The sequence below is a fragment of the Streptomyces luteireticuli genome (assembly GCF_041519305.1).
Taxonomy (GTDB): domain Bacteria; phylum Actinomycetota; class Actinomycetes; order Streptomycetales; family Streptomycetaceae; genus Streptomyces; species Streptomyces luteireticuli.
The window spans coordinates 920580-932592 of record NZ_CP167927.1 but is presented as its reverse complement, the minus strand read 5'-3'; the positions used below and the strand labels follow the sequence as shown (position 1 = coordinate 932592).

General features: G+C 67.4%; 11 protein-coding genes and 3 pseudogenes. 6 read left to right on the top strand and 8 right to left on the bottom strand.

All coding sequences use genetic code 11. The features are described from left to right. Nucleotides 1-13: 13 nt before the first annotated feature. Together AB8735_RS04045 and AB8735_RS04040 are read right to left on the bottom strand one after the other, a co-directional pair. A complete protein-coding gene (locus tag AB8735_RS04045) occupies nt 14-934 on the bottom strand; it encodes an IS3 family transposase (protein ID WP_372404936.1) in 921 nt (306 codons plus the stop codon). Continuing rightward, nucleotides 931-1239 (bottom strand): transposase, encoded by a 309-nt coding sequence (locus tag AB8735_RS04040; RefSeq protein WP_372404934.1) that lies wholly within the window; start codon nt 1237-1239, stop codon nt 931-933. Before AB8735_RS04040 ends, AB8735_RS04045 begins: the two co-directional genes overlap by 4 nt. 70 nt (nt 1240-1309) lie before the next feature. Here AB8735_RS04040 and AB8735_RS04035 point away from each other — a divergent pair. From AB8735_RS04035 to AB8735_RS04025, 3 genes and pseudogenes are all read left to right on the top strand, one after another. Continuing rightward, a pseudogene (locus AB8735_RS04035) lies at nt 1310-1816 on the top strand (transposase); the annotation flags it as partial. Nucleotides 1817-2137: 321 nt separating this feature from the next. Then, a complete protein-coding gene (locus AB8735_RS04030) occupies nt 2138-2893 on the top strand; it encodes an SDR family NAD(P)-dependent oxidoreductase (protein WP_372405410.1) in 756 nt (251 codons plus the stop codon). Between the two features lie 145 nt (nt 2894-3038). Next, a pseudogene (locus AB8735_RS04025) lies at nt 3039-3251 on the top strand (transposase); the annotation flags it as partial. Nucleotides 3252-3270: 19 nt separating this feature from the next. On the opposite strand, the gene AB8735_RS04020 reads toward AB8735_RS04025, so the two are convergent. Further along, nucleotides 3271-4521, bottom strand: coding sequence for an IS110 family transposase (locus AB8735_RS04020; protein ID WP_372411747.1), 1251 nt, complete (start codon nt 4519-4521; stop codon nt 3271-3273). Between the two features lie 171 nt (nt 4522-4692). On the opposite strand from AB8735_RS04020, the pseudogene AB8735_RS04015 reads away from it, so the two are divergent. Next, nucleotides 4693-5208, top strand: a pseudogene (locus AB8735_RS04015) (IS5 family transposase); the annotation flags it as partial. A gap of 17 nt (nt 5209-5225) precedes the next feature. Here AB8735_RS04015 and AB8735_RS04010 read toward each other — a convergent pair. After that, nucleotides 5226-5630: an FKBP-type peptidyl-prolyl cis-trans isomerase gene (locus AB8735_RS04010; RefSeq protein WP_372405409.1), complete on the bottom strand. Its 405-nt coding sequence runs from the start codon at nt 5628-5630 to the stop codon at nt 5226-5228. A 472-nt stretch (nt 5631-6102) separates the two neighbouring features. On the opposite strand from AB8735_RS04010, the gene AB8735_RS04005 reads away from it, so the two are divergent. Then, on the top strand, nt 6103-6579 hold the full coding sequence (locus AB8735_RS04005) for a hypothetical protein (protein ID WP_372405408.1): 477 nt from the start codon (nt 6103-6105) through the stop codon (nt 6577-6579). Between the two features lie 25 nt (nt 6580-6604). Here AB8735_RS04005 and AB8735_RS04000 read toward each other — a convergent pair whose 3' ends face one another. The 4 genes from AB8735_RS04000 to AB8735_RS03985 all read right to left on the bottom strand — a co-directional run bounded on the left by AB8735_RS04000 (nt 6605) and on the right by AB8735_RS03985 (nt 10953). After that, a complete protein-coding gene (locus tag AB8735_RS04000) occupies nt 6605-8140 on the bottom strand; it encodes a hypothetical protein (RefSeq protein WP_372405407.1) in 1536 nt (511 codons plus the stop codon). Next, a complete protein-coding gene (locus tag AB8735_RS03995) occupies nt 8137-8472 on the bottom strand; it encodes a helix-turn-helix domain-containing protein (RefSeq protein ID WP_372405406.1) in 336 nt (111 codons plus the stop codon). The genes AB8735_RS04000 and AB8735_RS03995 overlap by 4 nt, the downstream gene beginning before the upstream one ends. Then, nucleotides 8469-9590, bottom strand: coding sequence for a tyrosine-type recombinase/integrase (locus AB8735_RS03990; RefSeq protein WP_372405404.1), 1122 nt, complete (start codon nt 9588-9590; stop codon nt 8469-8471). Before AB8735_RS03990 ends, AB8735_RS03995 begins: the two co-directional genes overlap by 4 nt. Before the next feature lie 277 nt (nt 9591-9867). Then, nucleotides 9868-10953: a recombinase family protein gene (locus AB8735_RS03985; protein ID WP_372405402.1), complete on the bottom strand. Its 1086-nt coding sequence runs from the start codon at nt 10951-10953 to the stop codon at nt 9868-9870. 215 nt (nt 10954-11168) lie between these two features. On the opposite strand from AB8735_RS03985, the gene AB8735_RS03980 reads away from it, so the two are divergent. Further along, the gene (locus tag AB8735_RS03980) at nt 11169-11963 is read left to right on the top strand and encodes a nucleotidyltransferase domain-containing protein (protein ID WP_372405400.1); all 795 of its coding nucleotides are present in this window, start codon (nt 11169-11171) and stop codon (nt 11961-11963) included. Nucleotides 11964-12013: the final 50 nt, after the last annotated feature.

The following is a 12013-nucleotide window of genomic DNA, read 5'->3' as shown; positions in this document are numbered from 1 at the left end:
TGAGAGTTGCTGATCAGCAGGTCGGGACGGGTTGATGGGTGTTCAGGTTCGCTGGTTCGGCCGTCGCCTGGTCGGTGTAGTGCTTCTCCTCGAACTCGATCGGGCTGAGGTAGCCGAGCCGTTCTTGGATGCGGCGGGGGTTATAGAAACCGTCGATGTACTCGAAGAGCGCGAGGTTCGCCTCGGCACGTGTGGCGAAGGTGCGGCCGCGCAGGCCCTCGGTCTTGATCAGCATCCACAGATTTTCCGCGAGGGCGTTATCGTACGAGTCCCCCACGGACCCCATGGACGCCTCAATTCCCGCCCGCACCAACCGGGTCGTGAGCTTGATGGACGTGTATTGACAGCCGTGATCGGCGTGGTGAATGAGCTTGCCCGGCTCGACCTCGCGGGACGAGAGGGCGTACTCGAGGGTGGTCAGCACCAGGTCCGCATCGGCGCGGGCGGAGGTCTCCCAGGCGACCACCCGGCGGGAGAACGCGTCGCGGATCGCCGAGAGCCACAGCGGCCCCTCGCCGGTCGGAACCATTGTGAGGTCGGTGACCCACAGCCGGTTCGGCGCGGGTGCGGTGAAGTCCCGGTTGACCAGGTCCGGGGCCAAGGTGGCCTTCGGGTCCCGGCGCGTGAAGCCGCTCTTGCGGCGTGGGCTCACGCCCGCAAGACCGTCCTCGCGCATCAGCCGTTCGACCCGCTTGCGGCCCACGCGGACGCCCTCCCGTTTGAGGACGGCGTGCACCCGCGGCGAGCCGTAGATCCCGCCGGAGTCGGCGTGGATCGTGCGGATCTGCTCGGTCAGCTCGACGTCCCGGCGGCGCCGTTCGCACGGCTCCTTCTCCGCGCGGCGCCAGCGGTAGTAAGTGGCGGAAGGGATGTGGAGCTCCCGGAGTACGCACTCGACCCCCAGGCGGGGATGCTCGTCAACGAGCGCCGTCACCTGGGCCGGGTCGGGTCGAGTTGCGCCGCGAAAAACGCCGAGGCCGTCCGCAGCACGTCGTTGGCCCGCTTGAGCTGGGCGTTCTCCTTGCGCAGGGCCGTGAGCTCGGCCCGCTCGTCGGTGGTGAGCCGGTCGTCGCGCTCGCCGGCATCGGCCTCGGCCTGGCGGATCCAGCCGCGCAGGGCCTCCGGATGCACGCCGAGGTCGACGGCCAGTTTCTTGATCTGCGGCCTCGGGTCGGAGGTGCGGTACATCCGCACCGCACGCTCACGCAACTCCAGCGGATATCTTCTCGGGGCAGCCATGGTCGAAGGTCCTCTCATGAGTCCCATCTGACCCTCTGTCAACTGACTCCGCATCTCGGGGGAAGCTCACAGCGGCGCAACACCAAAGCCAGTTTGGCTGTGGTGGTCAGGCACCGACGCCACTGCGGCAGACACCGACCGTCTCTGGCAGGCCTACCTGCGGCGCTTCGACATCGAGCACACCTTCCGACTGTTCAAACAGACCCTCGGCTGGACCTCCCCAAAGATCCGCACGCCCGAGGCCGCTGACCGCTGGACCTGGCTGATCCTCGCCGCCTACACCCAACTGCGTCTCGTCCGCCCCCTCGCAGCCGACCGGCGCCGTCCCTGGGAGCAACCCAGCCCTCCGGACAGGCTCACTCCCGCGCGTGTCCGCCGCGACTTCCGGCACATCCGCCCACAGACCGCCTGCCCGGCCAGAGCACCGAAACCCACCCGCCCTGGCCCCGGACGACCGGCGGGCCGAAAAAACACGCGTCCTGCACCTCGCCACGACGTGCACACACCCAAGAAGACACAGCCAGCACAGGGACAAAAGAAGAAGACGACCACCCCGAAGCCCCGCCGCACAGGTTAAAGATCAAGCTAGGGCACGTCTTCAAACTCGCGCCGTCCGGCCGGGACCTGCCCGCGGAGGCCGAGCTGACCGGCGTTGACCAGCTCGGCGTGCGCGGTGCTGGACGGTGGCGGTCGGCCGGCCGCCAGCCCCTTGGTCCGCGTTGCTGCCGATCCGGCGGGCGGACCGAACTGCACCGGGCAGCCGGGGTCGGTTCGTACTTCCGGGGTGCACGGATTCGTCGTTGAAGATTGAACGTGACGTCTGAATGCCGCCGGACTCGCAGGGCGTTCCGGTCTTGGATTGAGCGTGTCCAAGACCGGAACAAGGAGTTTTACGGAGATGACGATGAAGGGTGCGACGGCGCTCGACGGCAAGGTGGCGCTGGTTACCGGCGGCAGTCGGGGGATCGGGGCGGCGGTCGCGCTGCGGCTGGCCGAGGACGGCGCAGATGTGGCGCTGACCTACCAGGGCTCGGCCGAGTTGGCCGAGGAGGTGGTCGCCAAGATCACCGCGATGGGGCGGAGCGGCTGGGCCGTCCGCGCGGACAGCGCAGACCCGGAGGCGGTGTGCGGCGCGGTGGCGGCGGTCGCCGAGCGGTTCGGGCGGCTGGACATCCTGGTGAACAATGCGGGTGTCGGCGCCGTCGGGCCAATCGAGGCGGTGACAGGCGACCAGATCGACCGGGTGCTGGCGGTGAACGTTCGCGCGCCCTACCTCTACGCCCAGGCGGCGCTGCAGTACCTGGCCGAGGGTGGACGGATCGTGAGCATCGGCAGCTGCATCGCCCAGCGCGTGGCCTTCCCCGGAAGCGCGCTCTACGCGACCAGCAAGGCCGCTCTGATCGGCTTCACCAAGGGCATGGCCCGGGAGCTCGGCCCGCACGGGATCACCGTCAATCTGGTCCACCCGGGCCCGATCGACACCGACATGAACCCGGGCGACGGCGATTCCGCCGACTTCCAGCGCGGCTTCACTGCGCTCGGCCGCTACGGCACGGCGGCGGAGGTCGCGGACGCCGTCTCATACCTGGCCGGTGAGAGCGCTCGATACATCACAGGCGCGGAGCTGGCGGTGGACGGTGGCTTCGCAGTCTGAGCCCGCACGGTCCGACGCAGGCCAGGTAGACCTTGGCGCTCAGGCCGTCACGGCATCGACCCGTGATCTTGGGCAGTGGACCATGGCTGGGTGACACGTCGCCAGGAGTTGTCCGATGCCGAGTGGGACCTGCTGCGGTCAGTTCCGCACTGGGGTTGCCTGGCGGGACGTACCCGAGCGGTACGGGTTCTGGGCCACCCTGCACACCCGCTTCCGCCGGTGGGCCAAGGACGGCACCTTCGAGCGGATGCTGCAAGCCGCGCAGGCGAAGGCGGACGCAGCCGGCGACATCGACCGGCTCGCCTCGGTCGACTCCACCATTGTCCGAGCCCACCAGCATGCCGCCGGAGCCCGAAAAGGTGCCCCTATGGTTTTCGTCAAGCGGCGATGGCGGTAGGGGGCGCGTAGAAGGTGCCGTCGCGGAGCATGGCGAAGAGCACGTCGATGCGCCGCCGGGCGAGGCAGACGAGGGCGGCGACGTGGTGCTTTCCCTGCCGTCGCTTCTTGTCGTAGTAGGTGCGTGATTCGGGCTGGGACAGCGATGCGAACGCAGCGAGGTAGAAGGCTCGTTTGAGCTGTTTGTTGCCTCGTCGGGAGGGATGCTCGCCGCGTATGGAGGAGCCGGAGCTCCTGGTCACGGGTGCCAGTCCGGCGTAGGCGGCCAGGTGGCCGGCCGTGGGGAAAGCGCTGGCGTCGCCGACGTCGATGAGGATGCGGGCTCCGGTCCTGACCCCGATGCCGGGCATGGAGGTCAGGACCGGGGAAAGAGGGTGGGCCTCCAGCAGTTCCTCGATGCGGGCGGCGAGGAGTTTGCGCTGGTCGAGCACGGAGGTGAGTGAGCCGGCGAGGCTGGGGACGATCAGCGAGGCTGCGTCGGTGCCGGGCACGACGACGCTCTGCTCGTCGAGGGCGTCGAAGACGTCCTCGACCAGGCGCTCGGCCAGCCGCGGGGCCTTGGGTCTGAGCAGGGTCACCAGTCGGCGTCGCCCGGCTTTCCTCAACTGGGCCGGGGATCCGTGACGTTCGAGGAGTGTCAGGACGGCGGGATGATCCAGCCTGGGACCGAGGACCCGCTCCAACGACGGGTGGATCTGGGTGAGCAGGCCACGCAGACGGTTCTTGATCCGCGTGGACTCGGTAGCCAGGTCGTCGTCGAAGCCGACGATCATCTCCAGCTCGGCAATGGTCTCGTCGGACGGCGCCAGGTTTCGCAGCGTGTGCGGCATCGTCCGCGCGGCATCGGCGATGATCGCCGCGTCCCGGGCATCGGTCTTGGCCTCACCGGCGTACAGATCGGCGATCCGTCGCATCGTCAGGCCGGGCAAGTAGGCGACGCTGCAGCCCATGTCACGGGCCACCGCCAGCGGCAGAGCTCCGATCGAAGCCGGCTGGTCGACCACCACCAGCACAGTGCCGTGCTTGGCCTGGAGCTTGGCGAACACCTCACGCAGTTTCGGCTCGGTGTTGGGCAGCCGCTTGTCGAAGACCCGCTTGCCCACCGGAGTCAGGGCGGTGGCATGGTGCTCGCCCTTGCCCACGTCCAGGCCCAGGTAGACGTCGATGTCACCCGTGTCGATCACGTGCACTCTCCACAGCGGTCGCGCCCTCCCCGGCCTCACCTGCGGCATCAGCGTGCCGGCATCCACGTTACGAAGAGACTGCCTCACCCGGAACAGGATCGGCGCTCGTGCCCCTAATCAGCGGTCTGCCAATGCCTCCGGTACCCGGTGACACCACCTTTTCGATCATGATCGACAGGGGCTGCAAGTCATGCCGGGACCAGAGGCCGGGAACCCCGTTGCGGGGCCACGAAAAAGGTAACGGGGCTCCGCGACCAGGCTCTCGGCCGCTCGCGCGGCGGGCTGACCAGCAAGCTCCACCTGGCGGTCGACGGAGTCGGCCGCCTGCTCGGCCTGGTCCTGACCGGCGGCAATGTCAACGACTGCACGCGGTTCACCGCTGTGATGGGCGCCATCCGGGTGCCCCGGTCGGGTCCGGGACGGCCCCGGACCCGACCCGCTCATGTCATCGGCGACAAGGGCTACAGTCCGAAGGCGATCCGCGCCTGGCTTCGGCAGCACAACATCGCCCACACTATTCCCGAACGAGCGGACCAGATCGCCAACCGCCTCCGAGGCGGCCGCTCCGGCGGGCGCCCGCCCGCTTTCGACAAGCAGATCTACAAACGCCGTAACCTCGTCGAACGCTGCTTCAACAGGCTGAAGCAATGGCGAGGCATCGCAACTCGCTACGACAAGATCGCCGAGTGCTACCAGGCAGCCGTCACCCTCGCCTCACTTCTCATGTGGGCGTAGCCCTTTGACGACACTCCCTAGGCATTACTCCACCCGGCTGTGCTGGAATACGAGTCAAGCAGGTCCACCACGAAGACCAGGGTCGAGCCCGGCGGGATCAACGGCGAGGGCGACTGCTTGCCGTAGCCGAGACGTGGGGGAACGATGATCTCGCGTCGACCGCCGACCTTCATCCCCGTCACCCCTCGGTCCCAGCCCTTGATGACCCTGCCACTGCCCAGGGCGAACTTGAACGGCTGGCCCCGGTCCCAGGAGGCATCGAACTCCTTCCCGGACTCGAAGGTCACCCCGACATAGTGGACCCTGACCACCATGCCGGGCTTCACCTCAGCCCCGTCCCCGACGATCAGGTCCCGGATGGTCAGCTCGGTAGGAGCGGCACCCTCCGGAACGTCGACCTCGGGCTTCGTCAGTTCACCCATTGCAACCTCATCACTCTTCGTCGAAAGCCCCCGCACGGATCAGCCGGACACGTGGGCACCCCATACAACAGAGGGTCACGCTACCGAGAATGCCGATTCCCGAAGCACACCGATCCAGCGGCCGCACGCGATGATCTTTCGCGTAGCCGATGAACGCACCCCGCACGCACGGGTCACGCAGCAATCCTTGTAGCTACGCCGGGCTTGGGACTGGTGAGCTCGCCTATTCAACTGCCGCCAGTTCCTCGTGGGGTACACGCCGTCGGCAACCGTGAGTGATCACCTGGGTCGACTCCAGGTGCTTCCAGCCTTGGTGTGAGGCGGTGCATGGCAACGTGGTGGTAGCCGATTTTGACCACAACAGCAGTGCGCTGGAATCACACAGACACCGTATGTTTAGGCGGCCTGTTCGTTAGCCCCTCGTGGTGCTGTACTTGCCGCCATGGGGGATGTGTGGTCCGTTGTCAGTGCTGTGAGTTCCGCTCTCGGCACCGTTGTAGTGATCGTGGCAGGCTTCTTTGCCTACTCGCAGATTAAGGAAGCGCGCCACGCGCGTCACATAAATCTACTGCTTTCCTTCCAGGACAAATACCACAGCCCTGAGGCGCGCACCTTCCGACATCGCCTGCTAGCTGGCGAATTCGGCTCTCCAGAGCAATTTGACCCCGCATGCTTGAGTGCTGATGACTTTCATAGCTTCTGGCAACTGCACGATCAGCTGGAAGTCCTCGGTGTCCTCGTCGAGCATCGTTTGCTGGAATTCAACTTAGTGCTCGCCTGCTTTCACAGATCACCTCCACGAGTATGGGAAGCCATCGAGCCGTACATTCGGAAGCGTCGGGCCGAAGCGTCTCCGCTGGAAGGGCGGAATTTCGAGAAACTAGTGCAGCGATACCGTAACTCGCATGCCCTTCCGGTTCAGTATTGGGAGCGCAGGGGCGTTTTGTGAGAGATCGACTGATGAGCTTATGTATTCAACGCTCGCGTGTTGTCCGTGGTGTCCAGCCTGATGGTGACTTTAGGTGTTCTCCAGCGGCATAGCGGCTCCAGGTGCCTCCGGTTTCGGAGGCGATCCTGGTTGTGGTGACGTGGTGGTAGCCGAGGGCCTCCGCGACGACGCTGGCTGGCATCTCCAGGACGTGTTGCCGGATGGCCGCGGTGCGGCCGGCGACGGTGGGGATGCCCAGGTCGTTAATGAGGGCCGCGAGGGTGTCGGGGTGCATCGGCTGCCCGGCCCTGCGGCCGGGGAACAGCCACCGGGAGTCGCGGTTGGTCGCGGTGTTCATGTTGTCCCGGTTGTCGATCCAGTGGAGCAGGAGCCCCGCGGCCGGCTCGGGGACCGGGGATGGCGGGTCGCCGAGCCGTAGCAGCACGAGGCCGTTGTCGTTGGTGACGTCGTCGATGGTGAGCCGGACGACGCGGCTGAGCGGTTGTGCGTAGAGCAGGACGATGGTTCCGGCGATGCGGGTCCGCAGGGGAAGGCTGTGGTCGGCGAGGAGGCGGCCGAGCAGGTTCACGCGCTCGTGCTGCGTGATCGGGGACGCCCGGCGGATGGCGGCCGTGGGCAGCTGGAAGCGCCGGGTGAGCTTGCTGGTCATGCACCACAGCAGGAAGCCCCGGATGCAGTTGCGGGCGTGTTCGTTGTGCTCGACGTGCCAGGCGTCGATGTCAGCCTGGCGGCAGGTGATCAGGGTGACGCGGTGATCCGTGAGCCAGTTGAGGAAGGCCGTGGCGTGTTTGACCTGGTCTCCAGCGAACCGGCGGCTGGCGGGGGTGACCGGCTTCCTCTCCGCGCGGGTCCGAAGCCGTGCGAGGACTTCCCAGGTGGCAAACCGGCGGACGACCTGAGCGTGTTCAAGATCGGGGATGGTAGCGAGGTGGCTGACGAGCCATCGTTCGAACGAGCAGATCTGCTTGTCGATGGCGGGCAGGATGCCGCAGTCCATGAGGAGCTCGCGCAGGTGGGCGGCGGCTCGCCAGGGCTGGAGCGTGTGGAATGCCTCGTGGGTGAGCTGGATGTCCCCGCGGCCGAGCCGACGCAGCAGGTCGCCGGCGGAACCGGTGCGTCCCTTGCGCATGTAGAGCCAGGTCAGGCCGGACAGCGGGTTGTCCATGGCGAGTAGGGAATCGGCCAGCGGGACGAGCTCGGGGCGGGTGCGTCCGGAGCCGTCGTCCAGGAGCTCGGCGAGCTTGTCGGCGAAGGTGCACCGGGTGCACAGATGTCGGCCGTGCAGTTTTCCCTCGAAGCCGCATCGGGAGCACTCGTAGGAGACGGTGAAGCCTGCGCACGCCGGGCAGACGGGGGTGCGGTCGCCGGGCCGCAGGCCGGGAAGCGCCCGGTCGGTGCCGCAGTCTGGACAGCAGCCGCGGACTCGCAGGGCCTTGTCATGGCAGGTGCGGCAGACGTAGCCGTCCGGCCAGCAGGCGGCGAACCAGCCGTGGCGTCCGCAGCGACAGCAGGTCTTCTTGTGCCAGCGTTCGCGCTGTTCAGGGGTGTAGGAGGGGCTCATGCGTCGGGCAGGATCCGGGCGGGGCGGGGCCTGAGCTTTGTGACCGCCGTCGGTGGGGCCGGGGCGTCATCGGAGGCGGTCTTGCGGACACCGGCGTTGACGGCGGTGGTGGTCACGAGGTCGGCCGGGGTGCAGGCGAAGATGTCGCAGAGCGCGGCCATGACCTGGAGCGAGAGCCGTTCTGGGGTGCCGGAGACGAGGCGGTGGACCTGTGAGGCGGACAGCTCGATGCCGCGGTCACGCAGCAGCGGGACAAGTGCGGTGGTGGTGAACATGTCGTGGGCTGCCATCACTTCACGCAGCTTCCACGTGTAGCTGACTTTGCGCTTCATGCCTGCCTCCCGTTCTGGCTTTCCAGGGCGGCCGCGATGGTGGCGTCCAGGTGCCGGCGCAGGGTGCGGGTGCGGAAGTCCGAGCCAACGCAGGTGTAGATCGAGGTGGTGCTGGCGTGCTCGTGGCCGACTTGTTCCTGGACGAACCGCGGGTCCCAGCCGTCCTCGATCAGGTGTGTGACGTAGGACCTGCGGAAGGAGTGGAAGTCCAGCCCCTCGTCCAGGCCGAGGGCCTCGCGGTAGGCGATGAAGCGGGAGTTGAGCCGTTGGCAGCCGATCCGTAAGCCCCGCTCGGACGGCCAGGCCGCCGGGTTTCCGTCTGCGCCGAGAAGGGGCCGGACCTCGGTGAACCATTCGTCCAGGACGTCGGGGGTCCAGTCGAAGACGGTCAGCACGCTGCGGCGCTTGGGCGGCGAGCCCTTCTTCGCCTTACCGAACCGCACCTGGCACCGGCCGTACTCGCCGAACTCGGCCCCGTGCGGATTGCGGCCGAAATCCGCGGCGTCCAGCATGCGCGTCTCGTTGCGCCGCGTCCCGTAGGAGTACGCAGTCTTGAAGAGCGTCGCGTCACGGAAGGCGGGCAGCCAGCCCTTGCGGCCGAAAGCCCGGATGCGGGCGACCTCGTCATCGCAGTAAGAGAAGAAGGCGTGCAACTCCGCCTTGGTGAAGGGGCGCTTCTTCGCGTCCGACTCGTTCTCCTGGACGTGTACGGCGGTGTTCCACTCATGCACGACCTGGACGGGATGAGTGCCGAAGCGTTCTTCGCAGGTGGCGGCCCATTCGTAGAGCGGGTCGGTGGCGAAGTGGCAGAACGCGCGGACCGCTTCCGAGTAGGAGCGGATCGTCGAACGTTTCAGGTCCCGTAGCGACCGCAGGTCCCCGAGCCACTCGTCGACCATCGCCGGCGTCCACTGCCAGGGGAAGGCGTTCACGCGGGCGGTGAACGCCTTCACCGTGTTCTCCCGGCCCTCGACCGTGGAGCGGGCCAGGTTCCGCGCGAGCTGCTGGTTGGCGAACCCCTTCAGCATCGCGGAGAAGACCTGCTCCTCGGGCCGCAGCAACGCGACCCCGTCCACCAGATGCAACCTCGCCGCCCCCGGCACCGTCCCGAACCCCATTGGCCCGCCACCCTCCGTCACTCGCACCCGATGCGAGAAAACCGCATCAGATGCGAGTGCGTGAAGATCCCGCAGGTCATCCAGTCGTACGAGTGACAGCGGCTGGTAGCGACGGCCCGGTGTCAGCTACCGTCACCGTCATCTCCATGCGGAAGAACCCTGGTCATCCAGGGCCACCCACATCCGCTCGGCAGTCCTTCGCAAACCGTCGCGAGTTCGCATCCGATGCAATTGGCGGCGCTTGGGACATCGGTACAGCGGTTGGCGCCGAGAACGATCAAGGTTCCTGGGTGGCGGTCTCCGCGTGCGGGTGAGGCTGGGTCTGGAGTCGCTGGCGGAGGTCGGCTTCGTCGGCTGCCAGCGGGTCGTCAGGGCGTCGGATACGGACCCGGCGGGGGCGAGGGATGTCGTCGACGTCCCGGAGGTCGGCGAAGTCGGCGTGCGCCTGAGCGACGGCCTCGGGGTACGCCTCGGTCTTCTCGTGCTCGGCGAGCGCGCGGTAGATGCTCGCGACGCTGGGGGCCTGGCCCTTGCGCTTGCCGGTGGGGATGATCAGGTCGGGCTGGATCTGCTCGACCGATTCACCGTTCGCCCGGCGCCGGAGCACGGTGTGCAGCATGTCGTCGGTGATGACGGGCGGGCGGCCGCCGTGCTTGCCCTTGCGGGCCGCAGCGTCGAGTCCTTCGAGGGTCGACTCCCGGATGTTCTCCCGCTCGGTCTCCGCCATCGCCGCGAAGAACGCGAACAGCAGGCGGCCGGGGCCGCTCGGGTCGTACATCCCGGGCAGGGGTCCGGCGAGCATCTCCAGGACCAGGCCGTGGGCGGTGAGGTGGTCGGCGAGTGCGGTGAGTTCGGCGGCGTCGCGGCCGAGGCGCTTCATCTCGTAGACGGTGAAGATGACGCGGCAGTGCGGGGCGTGGGCCTTGATCTGGCGGGCCAGCGCGAGCGCGGCCTCGAACTGCGGGCGTACGCGTACGCGGGTGCTGATCTTCTCGGAGAACACCTTGTCGCGCGGGATGCCGTGCTTGGCGAGGGCGTCCAGCTGCGACTGGAGTTCCTGGGTGACCGTCGAGCACCGTGCGTACCCGATGCGGATGTCAGCGGTCGGGGTGTCCGGCGCGAGAGCGAGCGGGACCGGGGTGCCGGGGCGCCACGGCTGGCCGGGCCCGCGGTCGGCGGGGGTCGGCACCCGCAGGAGCTTGGCGAGCCGGGGCACCTTGGTGAAGCGGCCGGTGTGGTAGGTGCTGGCGACCGCGCCGGAGCGCGAGCGGCACGGCGAACCCGGGTCGGCCTTGCAGCGGGGACAGAGGTGGCGCTCGACGTCGTCGGCGTCGCTCGGGGAAGCCTCTTGAGGGGCCATCATGCCCACGGATGCTGTCACAAACGATTCTCAGAAGTGCCCCGAACCCACCTTTGAGTGAGAACGAGTTCTGCGAACCGATCCGGCAGTCCGCGATCTCCGCACAGTCACTTTTGATCTTGTTCGAGAAAAGGACCGTTTGTGAGAAATTTGGGTTGCGATTCTCGCCCACCTAAGTGTTACTTTGATCTGCTTTGCTCCGACCGGAAGGAAAGCAGATGGACGTCCCCTCCCTGCACAGCCAGTTCCTCAGCGACGTACTGCCCCGGATCCAAAAGGATGCGCGTGTGGCCGGTGTGGCGATCACCGGGTCGTTCGTGGGCGGCCGCCCCGATGTCTACTCGGATGTGGACCTCATCCTGGCCATCGATGACGAGGCGTACGAGGCGGTCATGCGGGAGCGGCTCGTACTGATCAGTTCCTGGGCTTCCCTGGTAGCCGGGTTCACCGGGGAGCATGTCGGCGAGCCGCGTGTGATCATCACGCTCGTCGGGCCGCCTCTCCTGCACGTGGACTTCAAGTTCGTGCGGGCTTCCGATTTTGCCGAGCGGATCGAGGACCCGGAGATCCTGTGGGACCGCGACGGCCAGCTGACGGGTGCCCTCGCCCAGCAGCCGCCGGCCAATCCGGCGTTCGACCTCCAATGGATCGAGGACCGGTTCTGGGTCTGGGTGCACTACGGCGCGACGAAGCTCGGCCGCGGGGAGCTGTTCGAGACCATCGGCTTCCTCGCCTACCTGCGTGACAGCGTGCTCGGCCCACTGGCCGCCCGACGGGTGGGTGCGCCTTCCCGCGGTGTGCGCCACCTGGAGTCCATCGCGCCCGACGAGGCACGCGACCTTCAGGCGACGCTGTGCGGCTACGACCGCCACGAGGCCGGACAGGCGCTCCTCGCCACTGTAGATCTCTACCGCCGATGGTCCGATGCTGACGCAGCGGTCGTTGAACGGCACCGCAATGCCGAGAAGCTCGCCGTGCAGTACCTCCACGACGTCATCGATCACGGCCTCTGACCTGGCAGCGGGCACCACCTCCACCAGAGCACGACCGACGTGCAGTGGCT